Raw genomic sequence first — 23,076 nt, 5'->3', positions numbered from 1 at the left:
ATTATTCAGATCCAAATAACAATGTAATGAAAAAAACACTTGCTGTTCTCACACTCTCTGTACAGATGGTTGCCGCGCAGAATATTGCTCAGAAACTGGATAAAGTAACCAAGGATCTCATGGATTCTTCAGGAGCGGTTTCTTCCAGCTTATCATTTTATGTTTCAGATGAAAATGGCAACTTTATATACGAATATCAGGGAAGTAAAGGACTTTCTACTGCTTCTACACAGAAAATTTTTACCGCTGGTGCCGCACTGGAAACTTTAGGCAAAAATTATACTTTTACAACCACTTCAAGCTATTCCGGGAATATATCCGGAGGAACACTGAATGGAAACCTTTTCATCAGTTCCAATGGGGATCCTACATTAGGAAGCTGGAGATATGATGCCTATAAACCTGAAAATTTTAAAAAGAAGCTGATTGAGGCCATTAAAAACTCAGGAATTACAAAAATATCAGGAGACCTGGTGATTGATGATTCTTATTTTGACCATCAGACGATTCCCGGAGGCTGGCCCTGGGATGACCTTGGAAATTATTACGGAGCCGGTGTGTGGGGAATCAACTGGAAAGAAAACCAGTTTGATATCAATATTAACGGAACAGATTTTAAAAACTTTTCTTATCCTTTGGAAGGCGTGAAATGGCTGAATGATTTGAAAGCCGGAGGAAGTTCTGACCAGAGTCTTATCTTTACCGCACCCCATTCCGATGTAGCGTTGATTAACGGGATGCTTCCGGCAGGAAAAACGGTGACGGTTTCCGGTTCTACTCCTAATCCGCCTTTACAGCTGGCAGCAGAAGTAAAACAATGGCTGAAAGAATCCGGGATTGAGATTTCCGGAAAAGCAGTCACGAATTCACAGCTTGAAATAGAAGGAAAGCAGGCACTGGAAGCTCCCAAAAACAATATTCTTTTGACCTACCAATCTCCGACTCTGGATAAAATTGTGTATTGGTTTCTAAGGAAAAGTATCAACCTGTATGGAGAAACACTGATTAAAACCTTAGGAAAAGAGAAAAAAGGAAATTCAAGCTTTAAAAGCGGAGTTTCTTATCTGAAAGAATTCTGGAAATCAAAAGGAATCAATCCTAATATGATCAACTTTGCTGATGGAAGCGGACTTTCACCACAGAATTATGTAGCAGCAAAAGCAGAAGTACAGGCACTTTTATATGCTAAAAAGCAATCATGGTTTGAAGCGTACTACGATGGTTTCCCGGTTCAGGAGAATGGAATGAAGATGAAAAGCGGTACGATGAGAGATACCAAATCTTTTGCAGGATATCACACAGCAAAAGATGGTAAAAAATATGTGTTTTCGATTATCATTAATAATTACCAGGGAAGTGGAAATGCAGAGCTGCAGAAAATTCTGAATGTTTTAAAATAAAATAACTTTGAGAAAATCCATACTTACCAGACTGAATAACTGGATCATTTTTGTTGTCATGACTACTTTGGTGATTGCTATTGTAGTGGCTTCAACATCGCTTATTAATTTTCTCAGAAAAGAGGAGATCAAAAGGATCAGTCTTCTTTCCAAAGCAATAAGAATACAGCAGGAAGTAAAGACTCCGGATACGGATGTTCTGGATCTGCTGCCGGATATCCTTAATATCAACAATACCATTCCGTTTATTGTAACCGATAAGTACAAAAATCCAATTCTTGATCTCGGATATTACAGAAATATCCCTGAAGCTACCATAAAGAATCCTGAGAAGCTTCAGGACCTGATCCGGAATATGGAGAAGAATTATGATCCTATTGAGATCAAGGTGCCGGATGGAAATAATCAGTTTGTGTACTATGACAACTCGCGTATGCTTAATAATCTTAGGTATTCGCCTTATATTTTGGGACTGTTTATTCTGTTGTATTTCGGTTTTTCATTCTGGTTTTTCAGGACGATCAAAAAGACGGATGAAGGTTATCTCTGGGCAGGTCTGGCTAAAGAAACGGCTCATCAGATCGGTACCCCTTTATCTTCCATGATTGGATGGATGGAAATTATGAAGCTGGATAATCCTGAATCGGAAGGAGTACACGAGATCGAAAAAGACATTGAAAGACTCAGAACGATCTCAGAACGATTCTCAAAAATAGGTTCTGTTCCTGAACTGAATGACAGGAATTTCAATGAAACAATCCAGGAGAATTATGATTATCTGAAAACCAGAATTTCCAAAAAAATCAATTTTACATTGAATCTTCCTACCTATACCGTATTGGTCCCTCACAATAAAATTCTGATGAGCTGGGTGATTGAAAATCTGGTGAAAAATGCTGTAGATGCCATGAAAGGGGAAGGAGCTATTACAATGTCCATTTTTGAAAGAAATAAAAATATTCTTATCGAAGTAAAAGACAATGGAAGCGGAATGACAAAACAGCAGGCGAGAAATGCTTTCAATCCAGGATATTCTACTAAAAAAAGAGGCTGGGGATTGGGATTGTCATTGGCAAGAAGAGTAATTCATGAATACCATAACGGAGATATCAAGATCTCCCAGACTGAAGTAGGGAAGGGAAGTACTTTTAGAATAACAATCAGGAAAGAATAAAAGGTATCAACTGAAATAGTATTTAAAATAAAAAACGGGGAAACTTCCCCGCTTTTCTTATTATTTTTTACCAGTAAGCCACTGGGTCTGTAGTTTCAGTTCTTCCGGAGTCGGATTCGCCTTGAATGTAGGAGTTTCCATAGTCATTTTATCCAGAATAGCCTTTCCTTTCAGGGTCATTTTTTCTTTCTTACCGGCATTATCCCTTAAAATAGTTACCGTAACATCCTGTCCGTCTTTGATGGTTCTGGTATAACCTATAAAGTCCTGTACTTTTTTGATGTCTACCGTTTTTCCATCCAATGCAAGTACCTGGTCTGTGATTTTAAATCCGATACTTTTCGCAAACGGAGACAAGGCAGAATGATCATCAAAAGCAAAAGCATTGGTCTTTTCATCAAAACCTGTTTGGTTCGGGTCTTTGATAAACCAGAAAAGTGGATGGCTTTCCTGCTTTTGGATGTCTATCCCTACCATTTTCAGATATTCTGCATAAGGAGTCGGCTGGTTTCCTGCAATATATTTATTGTAGAAATCTTTTACCTGAGGATATCCGGTTACTGTTACCAGTTCGTCAATCAGCTTATCATCTTTGAAAGGCTTGTTTTCTCCAAATCTTTGAGACAGTTTTCTGATCATATCACGATATCCCATCTCTCCGTTGGAAAGTTTTCTAAGCTCAATATCAAGACACATGGCAAGAAGAGCTCCTTTTTCATACACATTTCTGTACTGATCTTTGTAAGGCTCTACCAATACATTTTTACTCATTACAGTAAATGGCATCGTATCATCATAACTCTTGGAGTTGGCAATCTTCTCACCAATTCTTTTAAGGAACTGATCTTTATTGATTAAACCTTCCTGGATCTGGAATAAGTTGGCAAAATATTCCGTTCCACCTTCATACATCCATAGATGCTGAGACATTTTCGGGTCTGCATAATCGAAATAGTGAATCTCTTCAGAATGGGTTTTAAGAGGATTTACAGTATGGAAAAACTCGTGGGAAACCACATCTGTAATGGTATTGTCAATAGCATCTTTCGGCATTGCTTCCGGAAGAACCACACTGGTAGATTCGTGGTGTTCCAGTGCTCCGAAACCTTTCACACTAGGTCCGTCACCTCCTGAAAGATAAAGCATGATTGCATACTTTTTATTGGTATTCATATCACCCAGGAATTTCTTCTGAGCAACCACCATTTTTTCCAGATTTTCTTTGAAATCGGCAGCTTTGTATTTTCCTGTTGGAGAATATACTCCCAGCACCAGATCCATTCCTCCTGCATTGAAGGTGATATAATCCGGTTTTGTATACATAAGCGGAGAATCTGTTACCTTAGCATAGTTCGCAAGGGTGTAGGTATCTGTAGCATCAGATTTGTCCTGATCTACCAATGCTGTTGTTCCGTAGAAATCTGTTGGTTTCTGAATAATCAGCTGATAAGGAACATCCTGCATATTATCAATATATCCGATAAATCCGTGAGTATTAATCATATATACCTTGCCCGCTTCAATATCTGTTCCTGACGGAGAAAATACTGCTTTATGCTTTGATGTATCTAATTCATCATCAAAACTGTCATTCACAAGATAAGAGATTTTGGAAAGACCCTGCGCATTTTTTAATGAATAGGTATTATCATTTACTTTAGTGAAAGTAAGTTCTTTTCCTTTATTATCGTAAAATTTGATTCCTTCGATGAATCTTCCATAGTCATCTACAGAATAAGTACCCGGAACCGTTTTTGGGAAATGGAATTTAATATCCCCGGATTTCATTTTCGGAAATTCCATGGTAACGGCTACTTTATCATCTTTTACATTGACAAGATCAATGGTTGTTTTTATAGACTGAGCATTTGCTAAAAAAGAAGCGAAAATACCGAGACTAAGTACTGTTTTTCTCATTAGATTTACATTAATAGTTAAATAGTTGCTCTTTTTGTCATTTTGTTACGAAAGAAGTATTAAACTTTTCTTAAAGTTTTTAATGTAAAAAGTGAAAAGGCAAATCTGCTGTTTGCAAATTCGCCTTTTTCCTTTATTTATTATTGTAATAATTGATATAATAATTGGGATTTAATTCAACCGGACCATTCTTTTTAAGGTTTACAGTCTGCCATTCTTCCGTAGGATTGATAGTCTGATCACCATTGATGATTATAGGTAATTTCAGATTTTTTACTACATCTGTATAACGGAACTTTAAAGTATCTCCATTTTGAGTGTATTCAAGAGTGGGTATTTTTATCGTTCTCAGGTACTGGTCAAAAACGGTTGAGAAATCAATGCCGGATTTTGATGAAATATAATTTTCAATCTGCTGGGTGGTAACTGTCTGATGATAAAAATCTTTATTCAAACCTCTTAAAATCTGTCTGAACTTTTCATCATTGTTTATCACCTGTCTTATCGTATGAATCATGTTGGCGCCTTTCGGATACATATCTCCGCTGCCTTCATTTCTTACTCCGTATTGGCCGATAATAGGAACGTCATTGTCTATCAATTTCCTGATCCCCTGAACATAGATTTCAGAAGATTTTTTGTCCATATATTTTTCCGTGAAAAGGGTCTCGGAGTAGTTGGTGAAACTTTCATGGATCCACATATCAGCCTGGTCTTTTGCTGTAATATTATTGGCGAACCATTCATGGCCGCTTTCATGAATAATAATGAAATCCCATTTTAATCCAACACCTGTCCCTGAAAGATCTCTTCCCAGATATCCGTTCTGATATTTGTTTCCATACGCTACATTACTCTGATGTTCCATACCAAGGTGGGGAGACTCTACAAGTTTGTATGAATCTTCATAAAACGGATAGGGACCAAACCAGTATTCAAACGCCGAGAGCATAGGTTTTACCTGTTGAAACTGTTTTTTTGCCTTGTCCAGATTATAGTCAATAACCCAATAATCAAGGTCCAGCTTTCCTTTTTCACCCTCAAATACATCTTTAAAATTTACATATTTTCCTATACTCGGTATAATAGAGTAGGCGTTGATAGGGTTTTTAACCTCCCAGGTATAAGTAGTTTTACTGCCGGTTGTTTTTTTATCAGTTAGTCTGCCATTTCCTACACCTACCAGATCATTAGGAGTGACAATTTTCATAATAACCCCGTTATCAGGTTCATCGCTCCAGATATCTTTGGTAGGAAGCCATATGGAAGCTCCTATTCCCTCATCAGCAGCAGTCATCCATGGATTTCCTTTTTCATCCTTAGTGAAAACCCATCCGCCATCCCATGGCGCATTTTTAGCAATGGTAGGTTTTCCGGAATATGTAACATTGATGGTATATTTTTCGCCTTTTTTGAATTTTTTATTCGTAGTAATGAAAATGAAGTCTCCGCCCTGCTTATAATTGGCAATAGGAAAGCTTCCTTCCACTTTATCAGCTTTCATCGGCTGTTGAAGATCGATCTGGAAAACAGGGTTGGTAATATCTTTTATAATCTCAAAGCTGATTATATTATTTCCTTTAATGCTTTTCTGCTCAAAATCCGGTTCTACGGAAAGATCATATTTTTTGACGTCCCAAAAATTCCTGAATTCAGTATTGGAGCCCTTTAAAGTATCCTGTTTGGTGAAAACCTTACCTTTTTCAAAGAACTGTCCGAAAACGAGTCCTGAGGCAAATAACAGGGTATATGACAACTTTTTCATTTAAACTTTTATTAATAATCTTTTCAAAAGTATAAAATTAAATCAATAGCACATACCAGAAATGCAATAAAATACAGATTTTGGCAAGGCATAAAAAAAGCCCGGTCAATGCCGGGCTGTAAAAAATTATTAGATTTTTTATTTTTTGATGAATTTAAGGTTTGTAGTGGTTCCTTTATCTTCAATTGAAATAATATAAGCTCCAGTGCTTAACTTTGAAACCTGGATTTTATTATCATTAATCTGGCCGTTCATTACTTTCTGACCTGCCATATTGGTAATGATAAACTGAGCTTTAGATGAAATCTGAGTTACATTTAATACTTCACTTGCCGGGTTAGGGTAGATCTGAATTGAGCTCTTATCTTTTACGGTCTCACTGGTAGAAAGCTGCTGCTGGATAAGTACCGGATAATCCTCTACCTCACCATATTGCTGGTTGCTGCATCCGCTGCTTGGCTGGCTTTCATATCCCAATACCACTCTCATGATCACGTTTCCTCCGGTATAAGCATCTGCAGGTACTGAGAATGAACCTGAAACAGGAGTTGCTATGCTAGGTGCGCTGGTGTAGATTACTTCAGATGAAGAGAAGACTCCGTCTTTGTTGAAGTCTATCCACGCTGTAACCCCGTCATTATATTGTGAACCTGTCCATGCTTTGGTGATACTTACATTGTTGCCCGAAGATCCTGCCATAAGGGTGATCAGTTTTGTAGGATCCGTAGTGTAGTCTGTGTATGGTGTATTAGCACTGCTATTTGAAACTGGATTCATTCCCGAAGGCGTTACCGTCACATTGGAAATATACTCGTCAGCTGCATTTGTTCCGGTTATTGAACATTTAGTAAATGAGGCCGTTGTGAAATTCGTTGAAGCAGAATAAGAACCAACGGAAGATCCGCACACATTGGCGATCTGAACTTCATATTGAGTTGCTTCTGTAAGTCCTGAAATGTTATAAGAGTTTGTTGAAACAGGAACCGTAGTCCATGTTGCCGTTCCTACTTTTCTGTACATTACAGAATATGTTGCTCCTACTAATGCTGTCCAGGTTACAGATGCTGAAGTTCTTGTAATACCCGTTACGGTAATTCCTGCCGGAGCAGATGTTGTACAGGCACTTGCCGATGCAGAAACTGTGGCATTTCCAACTGCGTAGAATACATTATCAATGGCGCTTACTCTTATTTTTAGGCTGGCACCCGTTGCCAGAGAGGAGAACGAAAACGGCTCGGCCCCGTCATTAGGTGTAGAAGGAGTAATTACCGTCCACGTCGTTCCATTGTCTGTAGTATAGTCTAATTTAACGTTCTGTACATTATACGGCGCATTATTAGTGTTTACCACATCCCACGTAACAGCACCCGGAGTATTATTGTAAACCGTAGTTGAAGTTACTTTGAAAGGTCCTTCATTTCCTATATCCACTTTCATCAGACTGCTTTGGGTTTGTTGTTGTGCAGCATTCGGGTTGTTATCTCTTACCGTTACCTTGAAATTCATAGTTCTTGGTATGTTGGATACTGTTTCCCAATCTACAGCGCTGGTAAGCGTACCATTAAGAACATTGGCCAGTTTAGGGAAATAACGGGTAGGGGAGTTTGTAGGCATTAGAGATCTGAAATTCGCACCATTATTTCTGGTTGCATTTACTGGTCCAAAAGTCGAAGTAGCCAGATCATACTGTTCCCATGTGTAAGTCATTGGATCATTTTGCGCATCTGCAGCAGAAGCTGTCAGTACAAAAGCAGTTCCTTTAGGAATCATTTTATTAGCCAATGGCTGTATCGAAGGAGGTGTATTGGCTACTGGTGTAATAATACCACAATCCTGACCATTCACATATGCTCCTACTTCTTCAATATTTTTAGTATGAAAATAAGCGTCAGAATGCATCTGAACATTATAGTTGGTAATACCGGCATATCCCATAATAGTAGATCCAGATCCCGGCTCCATTTGGGCACCGTGCAAAGCAATAGACATTGTGTGCGCAGCACCGAACTGGTGACCGATTTCATGAGCTACAAAATCTATATCATAATTATCTCCGAAAGGCTGATCCGGAGTAGACGGTGACGTGATTCCCGCACCTTTAGAAGTTGCATCATTATTGCTTGCAGGATTTCTGCAGACATTTCCTACATCTCCGGCACTTCCTCCGCCACCTCTGTGGCCAAAGAAATGTCCTATATCATATGCAGCGTTACCTACACCAGCGGTATTGGAAAGAGTTTGCTGAAGTTGCAGATTCCATGCACCCGGAGCACTGTAGCTACCATTAGGATTTACGATTACATTAGAATAAGGGTCCGTAGCAGGATCTGCGAATATAAGCTGTGGAAGATCCTGTACAATCATATGGATTCCAAAGTCTTTTTCAAAAACACCATTTACACGGTTCATTGTAGCATTAATACGGGCTGCGGCTCCAGGAACACCTCCGGCAAGTTGTGTGTATTCACCGTTTACGGAGATGGCGATTCTATAGGTTCTGTATTTTTGTTCATTACTTTTATTAACGTTACCGAGCCCGTTTAAGACATTTTTTGATTTAAGAAGCTTATTCATTTCTTTCTTTGCCTTCTCAGGCTCAGCAGTTCTGCATTCAAAAGGATCTTCATGTGATTTGTTGGATTTGAAAAAAACTCCGAATACATCTTTTTCTTTGTTGATAGGCTCTATGAATTCGTATTTCCCTGTATCAGAGTCGAATGTCATAGATTGGAAGTCGTTGGGTGCAGTGCTGAACCGGATTTGTTTATGAGGATTATCCAATCCGATACCGGAATAGGCTCCCAATTCATATCTGTCTGCCATAGACTTTTCTACTACAGGTGAGCTGTACACTGAAAATCTCTCAATTCTTCCATCTGCTGTTGGAATAGAAACGGTAACAGGATTTCCTCCCTTTCCTGCTTCAGGAGCATTCTTAAGCTGTTCTCTCAATGCCGAAAGATCAAACTTATAGGCATATTCTACCTTGACTTCTTTTCTTACCGGTGTAATTTTTTCCGAGACCGGCTCCCATCGTTGTGCCTGTAACCCGCTTAGGCTTAAAGCTAATGCGCACACAAAAATAATTTTCTTTTTCATATTTTTTATGGATTGTAATTGAATTTTTTAAAGATAGTGTATTTTTTTTAAAAAATTATTGATAATACGGTGTTAATTATCCCCAACTTTATATTATTAGTTAAATATTATTGTTGTTTTAAATTAAATTAAGAATAAGTATAATTAAGGTTAATATTTTTATATAAAATAAGCGCTACCATTCGGGTGAATAGTAGCGCTTAGGTTTTTATTAGTAAAAAATACGTTTATTTCTGTACTGCCGGAAGGTTTCCGTTGCTTTTCTGTACTTTCTTATAAGTATAGGTACACATGATAATACTGAATTCATATAGAACCAGCAATGGTAAGGCAGCCATTATCATGCTCAAAACATCTGCGGGTGTAATGATTGCAGCTACCACCATAATCAAAACTATAGCGTGGCGGCGGTAAGTTTTCATGAACGTAGGCGTAAGAATTCCGATGCTGGTAAGGAAATAGATCAGAATAGGGAAAAGGAAAATAACGCCCATACCCAACACGACCTGTAAAAATAAAGTGGTATAATCACTTAAGTCATACAGCGGAACAATAATGTCTGAAATTTTAAAAATAACCCCAAAATTAACGGCAAACGGAAGGATTAAAAAATAACCGCATAATACTCCGGTCATGAAAAGCATCCATACTGCATTAATAATATAAATAGAATTCTTTCTCTCTTTCGGATGTAAAGCGGGTCCGATAAAACGCCACAATTCCCATACAATATAAGGAAATGCCGCTACCATTCCTCCAAAAATAGAAACAGCCATCATTACATTGAACTGCTGATACAATCTCTGTACGCGAACAGGGAAATCTTTTGGAAGATGAATACTGTCTTCCCCCAAAATCATTCTTGAAAAATGATTGACAATTCTAAAGGTTGGGAAATCATTTCGGGTAGGCCCAAAAAAGATATGGTCCATAATCCAGTTGATATTGAAACCAACGACAAATGCCGCAATTATGATAGCAATAATCGAACGGATCAGATGCCCTCTTAATTCTCCTATATGCCCAAGAAAGGACATGTCTTTACTATCACTCACAGAATAAAATTTTAAAGCGCAAATTTATAAAAAAAATGACAGAAGTAATAGTCTGAAGGTTATTAGTTAAATTTTACTTTTAATCTGTAAAATATCTTTTTCTAACCTCTGAGTTTCTATCTTCTAATTAATTCCCTCGTCCAGCAGTTTATGCAGATCTATAATCCCGAAATACTTTCCGTTTTCCGTTACAATAAGCTGGCCGATATTGTTTTCTTTCAGCGTTTTCATGGCTTCTTTGGCCAACGCATCCTTCTCAATAGTTCTTGGATGGGAAGACATAATATCTTTAGCCAATACCTTGCTGATATCTTCTCCTTTCATCAGCATCCTTCTCAAATCTCCGTCTGTGATGACACCAATGATCTGATCCGAGTTAGTGACCACTGTAATACCGTGGCTTGATGCACTGATCGAAATAATGACATCTCTTATGGATGAATCTTCTGCAACCTGAGGCTTTTGAGAAGAAAGAAACTGTTCCACTTTTGACGTCAGGTTTTTTCCTAAACTTCCTCCCGGATGGAATTTGGCAAAATCATTAGCTTTGAAATCATTCAGCTCCATTAAAGCAACCGCCAACGCATCTCCCAGTGCCATCTGGATTGTGGTAGAACTGGTAGGAGCCAGTTTATTTGGACAGGCTTCTACATCAACGTGAGTATCTAAAATAACTTCAGAAAACTCAGCCAGTTTACTCTTTTTATTTCCTGTCATCCCGATTAAAGCTGAAGAATAGTCTTTTAAATAAGGAACAAGGTTGGCAATTTCAGGAGAATTTCCGGAATTGGATATGCATAAAACAACATCCTGCTTCTGAATGACTCCCAGATCTCCATGGATAGCCTCTGAAGCATGCAGGAACTGTGAAGGAGTTCCCGTTGAGTTTAAAGTAGCTACAATTTTATTTCCTACATGGGCTGATTTCCCAATTCCTACGACAATAAGCTTTCCTTTTGCCGAGTTGATGATCTCTACTGCCTGCGCAAATTGGTCATCAATCCTGTTTTTTAATTTTTCGAGTTCAGAAATCTCTATTTCTAAAGTGGTTTTTGCAATTGATATAATGTTGGTTCTATCCATTTTATGACGATAAGGTATACAAAAAAGTTCTTTAAAAACGTTATATTTTAAAAAGAATATTTAATATAAGTTTTATTTTTTATAAATTCGTTCGCTTTTATTTTAAGCGAAATTTTTATAACTTTGGGTGTGATGCAAATTTAGCAATAGAAAATTAGATGAGCGCAAAAAAAGCCAATTTATCAGGCGAATTGAAAAAGTATTTTGGGTTTTCTACATTTAAGGGCCAGCAGGAACAAATCATAGACAACCTATTGAATGGGAAGGATATATTTGTTTTAATGCCTACAGGTGGTGGAAAATCATTATGTTATCAGCTTCCGGCACTTATTTCGGAAGGTACGGCAATTGTCGTTTCGCCCTTGATAGCGTTGATGAAGAATCAGGTAGATGCAGTGAACGGCCTTTCATCTGAGGATGGGGTAGCGCATGTATTAAATTCCTCATTAAACAAAACGCAGACCAAGCAGGTTTTTGACGATATAAAAAACGGCAAAACCAAACTTCTGTATGTAGCTCCTGAATCATTAATAAAAGATGATTACCTGGATTTTTTGAAAGATGTGAAAATTTCTTTCTTTGCTATCGACGAAGCCCACTGTATCTCAGAGTGGGGACATGATTTCAGACCGGAATACAGGAATCTGAAACAGATTATAGACAGAATCGCCAATGTACCGGTGATTGCTTTAACGGCTACTGCTACTCCTAAGGTTCAGGATGATATCCAGAAAACTTTAGGAATGACTAATGCTTTGGTGTTCAAAGAAAGTTTCAACCGTCCTAATCTATATTATGAAGTATGTCCTAAAGTCAATATAGATAAGGAAATCGTTAAGTTTATCAATCAGCATAAAGGAAAATCAGGAATTGTATACTGCCTGAGCCGAAGAAAAGTTGAAGAATTTGCCCAGCTTCTGCAGGTAAACGGAATCAATGCACTTCCTTACCACGCAGGTCTTGACCAGAAGGTGAGAGTGGCCAACCAGGATAAATTCCTGATGGAAGAAGTGGATGTGATTGTTGCAACCATTGCCTTTGGGATGGGAATTGATAAGCCGGATGTACGTTTTGTGATTCACTATGACTTTCCAAAATCATTGGAAAGCTATTATCAGGAAACAGGAAGAGCAGGAAGAGATGGAGGAGAAGGCCATTGTCTTGCATTCTATGATCCTAAAGATATTGAAAAACTGGAAAAATTCCTGGCTCAAAAACCCGTTTCAGAAAGAGAAATCGGATTGCAGCTTTTAAATGAAGTGGTAGGTTATGCTGAGACTTCAATGAGCAGAAGACAATATATCCTGTATTATTTTGGAGAAAGTTTCGATCCTGTAAATGGAGACGGTGCCAATATGTGTGACAACTCATCCAATCCTCCAAAAGTAAAGGATGCGACTGAAGACTTAAGAAAAACGTTGGAACTCATTAATGATACAGGAGAAAAATTTAAGTCTAAAGATCTGATTTCCGTTATCGTGGGGAAAGAAAATGCAGTGACAAAATCTTATAAGCTTGAGCAAAGCTCTCATTTTGGCTTTGGAAAAGAAGAAAAAGATAATTACTGGAAAACAATCCTGAGACAGGCAACTGTTCAGAATTTTTTACAAAAAGATATTGAAACTTACGGTGTTTTAAAGATTACAGAAAAAGGAAAAACCGTCCTGAATGGTACTTCTAAAGACATATTCTTGATCGCTGAAGACAGAGAATTTGACCTTACGCAGGCAAAGGCTGAGAGTGATCAGGTACAGCAGCAGGCCGGCGGAGGTATGGATCAGAACCTTTTTAATCTGTTGAAAGAACTTAGAAAAAAAGTTGCCAAAAAACATGGAATTCCACCTTACACCGTGTTTATGGATCCGAGTTTGGAGGATATGACCGTTCAGTATCCGATTACAGTAGATGAAATTACCAAAATCTATGGAGTAGGCGAAGGAAAAGCTAAAAAGTATGGTAAAGAATTCGCTGATTATATCAAAACATATGTAGAAGACAATAATATAGAACGTACTCAGGATATGGTATTGAAGCAGGTGGCCAATAAATCAAGCCATAAAGTTTTTATTATCCAGAGTACTGATAAAAAGATTGACCTCGAAGATATTGCAAGAGCCAAAAACCTTTCTATGGATGAACTTCTGAAAGAAATGGAAAGAATTGTATACCAGGGTACAAAGCTGAATATCGACTATTATATTGAAGATAATTTTGATGAAGACATCGTAGACGGATTTATGGAATTCATGAATGAATCTGAAAGTGACAGCATGAAGGTGTTGCTGGATGAGTTCGGGGATGAATTGTCTGATGAAGAAGTGAGAATGCTGAGAATTAAATTTATCAGTGATGTAGCGAATTAAAAAAATAATATATTTTTAGAATATAAATTAAATAAAGCAAGCTTTTCAGTAGAAGAGCTTGCTTTATTTTTATATCGAATAAAGCCAGTAGTAAACTGCACTATACAATCAGCTTTTAAAGCTTAGTTAATTTCTGTTAATAAGCATCAAAACAACAATTTTCATCCTTTCAATTCTTGAAAGATAACCAAACTTTTTAGTAACTTTACACTGATGAAAAAGATATCTGTCATATTTATTCTGCCCGACTTGGAAACCGGGGGAGCAGAAAGGATTGTTACTACTATAGCGAATCATCTCTCCAGAGATCGGTTTGAACCCAAGATTTTGCTGTTACGTAAACAAGGCGGATATTTGAATTTTCTTAAAAAAGATGTCGAAATTATCGATATCAATACCGAAAGAATAAGACATTCTTTAAAGCCTATTTTAGGAGAAATTTACAGAAGAAAGCCTGATATTGTTTTCTCAGGTTTCGGAGAGGTAAATGCTTACTTATCCCTGTTTATCAAACTTTTTCCAAGAACTAAATTCATCGCCCGGGAAACTAATGTGGTGACCCAGCATGTAACCCGTAAGGAGATTAAATTTTTCTATAATTTTTACAATAACTATCAGAAAATCATTGCTCAGAGTGATGATATGATGAAAGATCTTGTTGATAATTTCAATATTAAAAAGAAAAAAATTGTCAAGATCAATAATCCTGTAGACTTTGATTTTATTGAAGATAAAATGGCCCTGTCTTTAAAACCCGAATGCTTCAAATACAATTATAAAAATGTAGTGGCTATTGGTAACTTATCATCCAGAAAAGGCTTTGATAACCTGTTGAAGGTTTTTTCCAGACTGAAGAATGAAAACATTATGCTTCATATTCTGGGAGATGGAAAAGATAAGGAGCTCTTACATCAGACCAAAGAACTCTTAGGATTAAAAAAAGTGATTTTTCACGGCAGGCAGGATAATCCCTACCAATACCTGAAATATGCAGATTTATTTGTGCTTTCTTCAAGATATGAAGGATTCCCGAATGTTCTCCTTGAAGCAGGTGCCTGCGGAACTTATTCGCTGGCTAACAACTGTCCCGGAGGAATTAATGAAATTATCCAGCATAATGTAAACGGAGAAGTTGCCAATATTGAAAACTACGATGGTTTTGCCCAACAGATTGTAAAAGTGCTGCAGAATAATTACAATAGGGATGCTATAAGAAATTCTATTAAATCAAGGTTTTCAAAAAATATTATCCTGGATAAATACGAAAAGGTGTTGCTGGATCTAATGAAGTAGGAAGACCTTACTATTTGTCTTGTGGGGTTTTATTTTCATAGATTTGGGGCGATAAAATAGATTGTAATGAATAAAATCCCGAAAATAGGATGTGCCTGTGAAAAACCTGATTTAAATTATACTGAATTCAGAAGTTCAGAATTAGGTATAGATCATACGAACGGAAGATATGGAGAAGTTTCTATTCAACAGTGCAAATTGTGCCAGAGAATATGGATTCATTATTTTGTGGAATATGAGCATTATTCTAAATCAGGAAGATGGTATAAAGGAATTGTTTCGAAAAAAGACCGTCCTCACATCACTCCGGAAAATGCAGTGGAATATCTGGAAAGCCTTGAATGGTATGTATATGGAGGTTCATTTTTTGAAAGTACAGGTACCATTGGACAAGGAAAGTTGAATGTATAATATTTAATACTGAAAAGCAGTACAATTAAATACCAAATCGATGAAACCATTTATAATTGTTATTTTAATGCTGAATTCTGTTGCAATGATAGCTCAGCAGAAGACCATTTCCAGAAAAGAGTTGTTGAAAGCAGCTGTTGATCAGAATGTTAAATCGGCGGAAATTCAGGAAATAACAATGGCCGCAGGGCTGGCAGCTCCCAAACATGTGCATCCATGTCCTGTAGTAGGAATCATTAAATCTGGTGAAGCTGTTTTTCAGATAGAAGGTCAGGGAAGTGTTCTTCTTCGTGAAGGTGATGCTTTCTATGAACCTAAAAATACTACGATTCTCCATTTTGATAATGCCTCAGCAGAAAAACCGCTGATCTTTACAGCCATTTATCTGAAAGAGGGAAATGAGGAAAATATAAAATTCATAAAATAACATTTTTCATAAAACTAAAGCATATAATTATCATTTTTAAAATTGATAAAACTCACTTTGGTGCTTGGTAATTTATATGTAAATTTGTGAGAATTAAGATAGATAATAATAAACAAATTCATAGAATAACATGAGTCAATTCGATGTTACCGTAATAGGTTCTGGTCCCGGTGGTTATGTTGCTGCTATCCGTGCAGCACAGTTAGGTTTCAAAACAGCAATTATTGAAAAATATTCAACTTTAGGCGGAACTTGTCTTAACGTTGGATGTATTCCGTCAAAAGCGCTTCTTGACAGCTCTGAGCATTTCGAAAATGCAAAACACAATTTTGCAGGTCACGGAATTATCATCAATGAGCCACAAGCAGATATTGCAAGAATGATCGAGCGTAAAAACGAAGTGATCAAGCAAAATACAGATGGAATCAGCTACCTGATGAACAAAAACAAAATTACTGTTTTTGAAGGGGTAGGAAGCTTCGAATCTGCTACTCAGATTAAAGTGACAAAAAACGATGGTTCTTCTGAAACTATCGAATCTAAATATACAATCATTGCAACTGGTTCTAAACCATCTGCACTGCCTTTCATCTCTTTAGACAAAGAAAGAGTGATTACTTCTACGGAAGCTTTAAACCTTAAAGAAATTCCTAAACACTTAGTAGTTATCGGAGGAGGTGTTATCGGTCTGGAACTGGGTTCTGTATACCTAAGATTAGGAGCTCAGGTAACAGTTGTAGAATTTATGGATAAAATCATCCCTGGAATGGATGGAGCTTTAAGCAAAGAATTGACTAAAGTTCTTAAAAAACAAGGAATGAAGTTTATGCTTTCTACTGCGGTTTCTGCGGTTGAAAGAAACGGAGATACTGTAAAGATTACCGCTAAAGATAAAAAAGGAGAAGAAGTAGTGGTAGAAGGAGATTACTGCTTGGTATCTGTAGGAAGAAAACCTTATACAGATGGTCTTGGCCTTGAAAAAGCAGGAGTAGAACTTGATGAAAGAGGAAGAGTAAAAGTAAACGACCACCTGCAAACTAACGTAGCTAATATCTATGCGATTGGTGACGTTATCAAAGGGGCAATGCTTGCTCACAAGGCTGAAGAAGAAGGAGTTTTTGTTGCTGAAACATTAGCCGGACAAAAACCTCACATCAATTATAACCTGATTCCTGGTGTTGTTTATACCTGGCCGGAAGTTGCAGGAGTTGGTAAAACTGAAGAGCAGCTGAAAGAAGAAGGAGTAGCTTACAAAGTAGGTTCTTTCCCAATGAGAGCATTAGGTAGAAGCCGTGCAAGTGGTGATGTTGATGGTCTTGTTAAGATTATTGCAGACGAAAAAACAGATGAAGTGTTAGGAATGCACATCATCGGAGCAAGAGCTGCTGACCTTATTGCTGAAGGGGTAATTGCTATGGAATTCCGTGCAAGTGCTGAAGATATCGCAAGAAGTTCTCACGCTCACCCAACATATGCAGAAGCAATTAAAGAAGCTGCATTGGATGCTACAGGGAAAAGACCAATCCACATGTAATAAATGATTAAAAGATTTAATCATTTAAATATAAAAAGGAGAAATCAATTCGGTTTCTCCTTTTTTTGTATAAAAATCGAGTTAAATTTTTAAAATTTCATCTATTAATAATGTAAATAATAACGGGTTTTACATTATTTTCATTTTGTCATAAAACTTAGAATATTTTGGCGCAATATTGAGCTGTATTCCAAAGGTTACTCCTTTAAAATATTTTTCTTTATAGATAGGAAAAGCATATCCGGTATTGAGAAATATCGCATTAAATAGTGAGACACCTATTCTTGGCTCTAATGAATAAGGATTGCCAGATACTCCAATCAAAAGTCCAGCACGGAGAAGGTTGATATTCATCTCCGGAATAAATTTATCAGTATCATTAACGCGGGTATAAAGTAAAGAAGGGCCCAGGATAATGGATCCATCATAGCTATTTCCGAATCTATATTCTAATCCTGCCTGCAGAACATTTCTTCCCGTATATCGGTAAGAAACATTCAATGCTGTTTTCTCCAATAGCTGAGCTTTTAAAAAGATAGCGGGAAGAAGCAGAGGCAGGATGAAATATTTTTTCATGTTTCGTTTTTTATTCAAATATACAGGTTTTACAAGCTTTATGAAAGGTCAAGATGAGGTATCAAAAGATTATAACGGGATTGACTAGGTTGGCATCTTCAAATTTCCGTACCTTTGTCAGCTAATTTTATCATCAATGCAACTCGGAAAAACTCAAACTTTAACAATTTCAGAACAAATTAATTCAGGATGGATCCTTGTAGACGAATCCGGAGAAAAAGCTTTTCTGCCTAAAATCTTTATTCAGGATGAAAAAGAAATCGGCGATGAAGTTGAGGTTTTTGTATACCAGGATGACGATAAATTAAAGGCAACTACTGAAATTCCGTTAGCTGAAGTAGGCGAATTTGCGGTGATGAGCTGCGTACAGAGTCTTCCTAGCGGTGCTTTTATGGATTGGGGAATTATTAAAGATTTATTTATCCCTTACAAACAACAGAAAACCAAAATTATCGAAGGTAAAAGATATCTGGTTTATATTTATGTAGACGAAGATATGGAGCTGATTACAGGGACAACAAAGTTCAAAAGAAACCCACAGTATGATGATCTGCCATTTCAGAAAGGAGATAAAGTAGATCTGCTTATGATGAACGAAAGTGAACTGGGCTGGAACGTGGTTATCAACAAAAAATACATAGGTTTGATATATGCTTCCGATGTTTTCAAAAAACTGTATCCGCTGTCTAAAGAAAAAGGATATATTAAAATGATTCGTGAAGACGGAAAAATAGATGTTTCCCTACAGCCGGATGGTTTTGAAAATATTGACGAGTTCAAACAGAAGATCATTAACAGGCTGGAAGAAAACTACGGACTTTTGTATGTATCCGACAAATCTTCTCCTGAAGAGATCAAAGAGGAACTTCAGATGAGTAAAAAGAACTTCAAGAAAGCGATCGGAGGACTTTATAAAGATAAGATCATCGATATTCTGGATGATAAGATCAAATTATTATAAAATTAAAAACGAGCAGAAATTTCTGCTCGTTTTTTTGTTACTCTCTGTTTTTGATCAGAAGCCATCCGTTATAGATTCTTCCGTCAGAAACTTTTATGGTATACCAGTAGTTTCCTGTTGATATGGGATGTGATTCATATTTTCCATCCCATTGGAAAGGTTTCTTTTTAATGATCTCTTTATAGATTATCACTCCTTTTCTGTCATATAAATAAACTTCTGTTCCCGGATAATTTTCCAATCCTGCTATTCTCCATGTATCATTGATTCCGTCACCATTAGGACTGATGGCATTGGGAATATTGAATATTGAGAAGTTCTTCTGTCCGATGATACATCCGGATTTTGTTCTTACATATACAGTATACTCTCCCATAGTCAAGTTAGTAAAGATATTGGAATCCTGCCATGTGAAATTGTTTAAAGAAAACTCATAATTTCCACTCTGAGAAAGAATAACTGTAGCAGTATTGTTTGTAATATTTACGGAAACAATATGAGCCAAAACAGAGTAGCTTACCTGGGTGGTACTTGTATTTTCACATCCGAAGACATTGGTTACTTTCACGGTGTACGTTCCTGGAGTAGTTACGGTGATTGTTTGTGTGGTTGCACCGGTATTCCATTCATAAGATTTAAATCCTGCTCCTGCATCCAGAACTACAGACTTTCCTTCACAAAAATCAAGCTTATCAGGAAGCTGAACGAAAGGTTTAGGATTTAGAGTAAGGTTTAATCTGACTACTTTAAAACATCCGTCAGGAGTCGCTACTTTTACATGAATAAGCGTTGTTCCTATATTTAACACATAAGCTGAAGGATTGGCAATAGGATTTCCTGCAGTATCAGTGTAGGTGAAAATATAACCAGCAGGGTTATTAATAATACTGCCTTCATAAGAATGAAGATTGACAGTCATTGAATTGGCTGTAGTAGTATTACATTGTACCTGTGTAATATCTTTTGCGGGAACATTATCGGTGGATAGGGTTACTGTTATTGCCAGTTTTTCAGATTCACAGTTATTTAAAGTCTGGGTTACATAATAGATTTGTCCGCTTACCAAAGGAGTTGACATTGGGATTACATTTCCTGCAGCATTATAGAACTTAAGAGCTGTTCCTGATACAATAAGCTTTTCTAATGTAGGATTTGCAGAAGCACAAAAATCCTGATTACTATTTGCAGTCGGTTTAGGAGTTGTATTTATTGTTACCTGAATCACTGTTTTATTACTTTCACAGCCATTAATGGTTTGAGAAGCATAATAAGTCTGTGCATTGATAAGAGCGGTTGTTGCCGGTAAAATATTTCCTGCAGTATCATACCATTTGATATTCTGACCTGTAATCTGAAGGTCAGAAATCTTTGGATTGTTCGTTGCACAGAATGTTTGTTGAGTATTTGTAGTTGTTGGAAGAGCAGGTGATGATACAATTACATTCTGATTTTGAGTTGCAGAATTCCCGTTTCCATCATTATAAGTCCAATGAATAATATAGTTTCCAGGGATTGAATAAGATAGCGGATCTGTGGTGGTTGCAGTAATTGTTCCGGCACAGTTATCGGTAGCAGTAGGAATAGTAGTAACGGTTGTATGGCAGTCTCCGGTAATGTCTGCAAGAGCAGGAATATTCGGAACAGGAGCGGAATTGTCACCCACGACAACATTTACAGTAAAACTTCCATCACAAGCTCCAGATCCTGAAACCTGACATGTATATGTTCCAGCATGAGCAGTAGCTGCATTTGAAATAACAGGATTTTGTTGATTGGATGTGAAGCCATTTGGCCCGGTCCAGTTATATGTTGTTCCTCCGGTAGCGTTGAGTTGGATTGTGCCATTGGGACATACGGGAGAATTAGAAGTAATAACAGCAGAAGAGGTACAATCTTGGAATTTAGCGATGAAAATATCATTTCCACCTCCAGGTGATTGCTGAAATGTTCCGGGTGTTGCAATGCCAGCAGTATTTCCACTAGACATTCCAGTTAAATAAATAGCTCCATCATTGTCTTTTGTAACTTCGCCTTGTTGTGTAGCACCATTTCCTGTATAGTAAGTGCCCCATTCTTTTATATCATTTTGACTGTATTTAATTAAAAATGTAGAAATGTACATTGCTGGCATACCCATATAAGCTCCGGGAGTAGAGATGTCAGGTTGTCCACTTGAATGTAGCCCTGTAAAAAAAACGTTTCCGGAAGTGTCTGGATATGCTAATAATTGAAAAGAACCTGTAAAATCGAAATAATTTTTTGTAATAGCATTATTGGTTAAGTTTACCCGCCATATTCCAGGCTGCCCCAAAGGAAAAGCTGTTGTAGTATATCTTCCTGGAAGAATTAAAGTATTATTTACAATTCCCGCTTTCCATATTTGTTCTGATCCGGTGTTTCCATAATAGCTTGATTTAAGAATATTATTTCCTGATTTTGAAATTTTCAGATATATTCCGTCTGACTCGCCTCCTTTTAAAGGCTGGAAAGCATTAATCATAGGAATTGTTGAGGATTGTGTTGCTCCAATTATTTCAAGATCAATGTTCGAGGAGAGAATTTGAAAAATAGAAGTAGAACCATCGCTTCGTCCAAAATATGTTGCCCAATCAACATTCCCGGTCGTTGAATTTAAAGATGCTAAAATACCATCTGTATATCCTATAGGCGTTGACTTCGCGGGTTGCATTGCGTTGACTGTAGGGAAGTCAGAGCTAAAAGAATCACCACCAATATAGATATGATTTTGATTATAAGAAACAGTATAAAGTTTGTTTTGCCTGCTTGAAACAAATTCTTTTTGAAAAGCGAAACTCCCGTTATTATTAAATTTTACTAAAACAATATTTTCATTGTATTGCCCTCTTTGAACGGTTCCACCAGCATAAATATTAAAACTTTCATCAAAATCGACATCTGCAAATACATCAGTCATTCCAAAACCGTAATAAGTTCCCCAAAGTTTCTGGCCATTTTTGGTAAGCTTCATCAGGAAGGCATCAAGCCCACCAGCAACGTTTTGCTGATAGGTTCCGGAAGTAGCAAAATTAGTAGTACTGTTGGTTGCTCCATATAAATATCCAGTGCTTTCGGAGTCCGTTTTGATTCTGCCATAATCATCACCATATCCTCCGGCATAGCTTCCCCATATTCTTGTTGGTACAGGATCTATAATAATCGTTTTATCAGAAGAATTAACAGGGGTATCGAATCCAAAAGTCTGATCACCAAGATCTTTAAAAGAAACATCAATACTTGTTTTTGAACTTCCCGTTATCCAGCTGTTAGGAATGTTTTCATAAATTTCCCCAAAACGTACATTCATGGTTAGCTTTCCATCTTTGATCAATGTAGGTACGCCATTAAATTTCATTTTAATATCTGAAATTTTTCCACCCGGATTGATGATGAAATTATACTCGATGGGTTTTAAAGTATCATTAGGCTTAAAGAATACTAAATCTATATGAGGATATATATTCTTGTAGCGGATTTTTTGATATCGGTGAACATTACTAATACCTTTTGGGTTATTAGGCAGGTTATAGTAATTGTCGTAATCTTGTGACTTTCCCTCTGCCGTAATGGTTGCTTTATTAGAATTAACAAGTTCAATATCTACTCTGTGAATTAGCTTTTCATAGATGTATTCATTGGTATCATACTGTTTTGGAGTTGGAAGTGTGTTTTCTGTTTTTTTTGAAAAATCAGGATTTATTGTTTTTTTTATTTCGTAAATATCATAAGAAAATCCATTAGAACGCAGCTGTACATTCAGACCATCAGAATGAAAAAGATATTTTACATTTTTATTTTCTTTTCCGTCCTGATCAATGATCTGACCTTTGTTTTCATAAAAATAATAAGAGTCGTTTTTTGAGTTTTTTATCTGTGAAAATAGAAGTACTGTGCTCAAAACCGCAAACAGCGAAAGAATTTTCTTCATCAGGTTATTAATTTTTGCGGCAAAGATATAAAAATAGCTTTCTCATTAAACATTAACTAATCGCAAACTTTA

At 36.9% G+C, this 23,076-nt stretch carries 15 protein-coding genes; 8 read left to right on the top strand and 7 right to left on the bottom strand.

Features of this window, described 5'->3' with window-relative positions:
* The first annotated feature begins 26 nt into the window (after positions 1 to 26).
* Both dacB and FN817_RS11700 read left to right on the top strand, forming a co-directional pair.
* Positions 27 to 1,400, top strand: a complete 1,374-nt coding sequence (dacB, locus tag FN817_RS11705) for a D-alanyl-D-alanine carboxypeptidase/D-alanyl-D-alanine endopeptidase (protein WP_142718070.1) — start codon at positions 27 to 29, stop codon at positions 1,398 to 1,400.
* Positions 1,401 to 1,407: 7 nt separating this feature from the next.
* Entirely contained in the window at positions 1,408 to 2,574 is a 1,167-nt protein-coding gene (locus tag FN817_RS11700) for a sensor histidine kinase (protein WP_142718069.1), read from the top strand.
* A gap of 60 nt (positions 2,575 to 2,634) precedes the next feature.
* Here the strand turns inward: FN817_RS11700 and FN817_RS11695 are convergent, their stop codons facing one another.
* The 5 genes from FN817_RS11695 to FN817_RS11675 form a co-directional block, all read right to left on the bottom strand.
* Positions 2,635 to 4,491 carry a M61 family metallopeptidase gene (locus FN817_RS11695; RefSeq protein ID WP_142718068.1) on the bottom strand — a complete coding sequence of 619 codons (1,857 nt, stop codon included), beginning with the start codon at positions 4,489 to 4,491 and terminating at the stop codon, positions 2,635 to 2,637.
* Positions 4,492 to 4,624: 133 nt separating this feature from the next.
* A complete protein-coding gene (locus FN817_RS11690) occupies positions 4,625 to 6,256 on the bottom strand; it encodes a M1 family metallopeptidase (RefSeq protein ID WP_142718067.1) in 1,632 nt (543 codons plus the stop codon).
* Between the two features lie 138 nt (positions 6,257 to 6,394).
* Positions 6,395 to 9,355: a reprolysin-like metallopeptidase gene (locus FN817_RS11685; RefSeq protein WP_142718066.1), complete on the bottom strand. Its 2,961-nt coding sequence runs from the start codon at positions 9,353 to 9,355 to the stop codon at positions 6,395 to 6,397.
* A 227-nt stretch (positions 9,356 to 9,582) separates the two neighbouring features.
* Positions 9,583 to 10,410, bottom strand: a complete 828-nt coding sequence (gene tatC / locus FN817_RS11680; RefSeq protein ID WP_185114261.1) for a twin-arginine translocase subunit TatC — start codon at positions 10,408 to 10,410, stop codon at positions 9,583 to 9,585.
* 123 nt (positions 10,411 to 10,533) lie between these two features.
* Positions 10,534 to 11,493, bottom strand: coding sequence for a KpsF/GutQ family sugar-phosphate isomerase (locus FN817_RS11675; protein WP_142718065.1), 960 nt, complete (start codon positions 11,491 to 11,493; stop codon positions 10,534 to 10,536).
* A 158-nt stretch (positions 11,494 to 11,651) separates the two neighbouring features.
* On the opposite strand from FN817_RS11675, the gene recQ reads away from it, so the two are divergent.
* The 5 genes from recQ to lpdA all read left to right on the top strand — a co-directional run bounded on the left by recQ (position 11,652) and on the right by lpdA (position 17,521).
* Positions 11,652 to 13,856, top strand: a complete 2,205-nt coding sequence (recQ, locus tag FN817_RS11670; protein ID WP_142718064.1) for a DNA helicase RecQ — start codon at positions 11,652 to 11,654, stop codon at positions 13,854 to 13,856.
* Positions 13,857 to 14,069: 213 nt separating this feature from the next.
* A complete protein-coding gene (locus FN817_RS11665; protein ID WP_047425258.1) occupies positions 14,070 to 15,149 on the top strand; it encodes a glycosyltransferase in 1,080 nt (359 codons plus the stop codon).
* Between the two features lie 66 nt (positions 15,150 to 15,215).
* Positions 15,216 to 15,560 carry a hypothetical protein gene (locus tag FN817_RS11660; RefSeq protein WP_142718063.1) on the top strand — a complete coding sequence of 115 codons (345 nt, stop codon included), beginning with the start codon at positions 15,216 to 15,218 and terminating at the stop codon, positions 15,558 to 15,560.
* Between the two features lie 40 nt (positions 15,561 to 15,600).
* Positions 15,601 to 15,987, top strand: coding sequence for a cupin domain-containing protein (locus FN817_RS11655; RefSeq protein ID WP_142718062.1), 387 nt, complete (start codon positions 15,601 to 15,603; stop codon positions 15,985 to 15,987).
* 130 nt (positions 15,988 to 16,117) lie between these two features.
* On the top strand, positions 16,118 to 17,521 hold the full coding sequence (gene lpdA, locus FN817_RS11650; protein ID WP_047374277.1) for a dihydrolipoyl dehydrogenase: 1,404 nt from the start codon (positions 16,118 to 16,120) through the stop codon (positions 17,519 to 17,521).
* Between the two features lie 129 nt (positions 17,522 to 17,650).
* On the opposite strand, the gene FN817_RS11645 is transcribed toward lpdA, so the two are convergent.
* Positions 17,651 to 18,097: a hypothetical protein gene (locus FN817_RS11645; RefSeq protein ID WP_142718061.1), complete on the bottom strand. Its 447-nt coding sequence runs from the start codon at positions 18,095 to 18,097 to the stop codon at positions 17,651 to 17,653.
* A gap of 136 nt (positions 18,098 to 18,233) precedes the next feature.
* On the opposite strand from FN817_RS11645, the gene FN817_RS11640 reads away from it, so the two are divergent.
* On the top strand, positions 18,234 to 19,058 hold the full coding sequence (locus tag FN817_RS11640) for a CvfB family protein (RefSeq protein WP_142718060.1): 825 nt from the start codon (positions 18,234 to 18,236) through the stop codon (positions 19,056 to 19,058).
* Between the two features lie 37 nt (positions 19,059 to 19,095).
* Here the strand turns inward: FN817_RS11640 and FN817_RS11635 are convergent, their stop codons facing one another.
* Positions 19,096 to 23,004 (bottom strand): DUF7948 domain-containing protein, encoded by a 3,909-nt coding sequence (locus FN817_RS11635; RefSeq protein WP_142718059.1) that lies wholly within the window; start codon positions 23,002 to 23,004, stop codon positions 19,096 to 19,098.
* Between the last annotated feature and the right edge of the window lie 72 nt (positions 23,005 to 23,076).

Origin of the sequence: Chryseobacterium rhizoplanae (assembly GCF_900182655.1) — a bacterium.
Taxonomy (GTDB): Bacteria; Bacteroidota; Bacteroidia; order Flavobacteriales; family Weeksellaceae; genus Chryseobacterium; species Chryseobacterium rhizoplanae.
The sequence above is the reverse complement of the archived record's forward strand: the minus strand, read 5'-3'. Positions and strand labels throughout refer to the sequence as shown.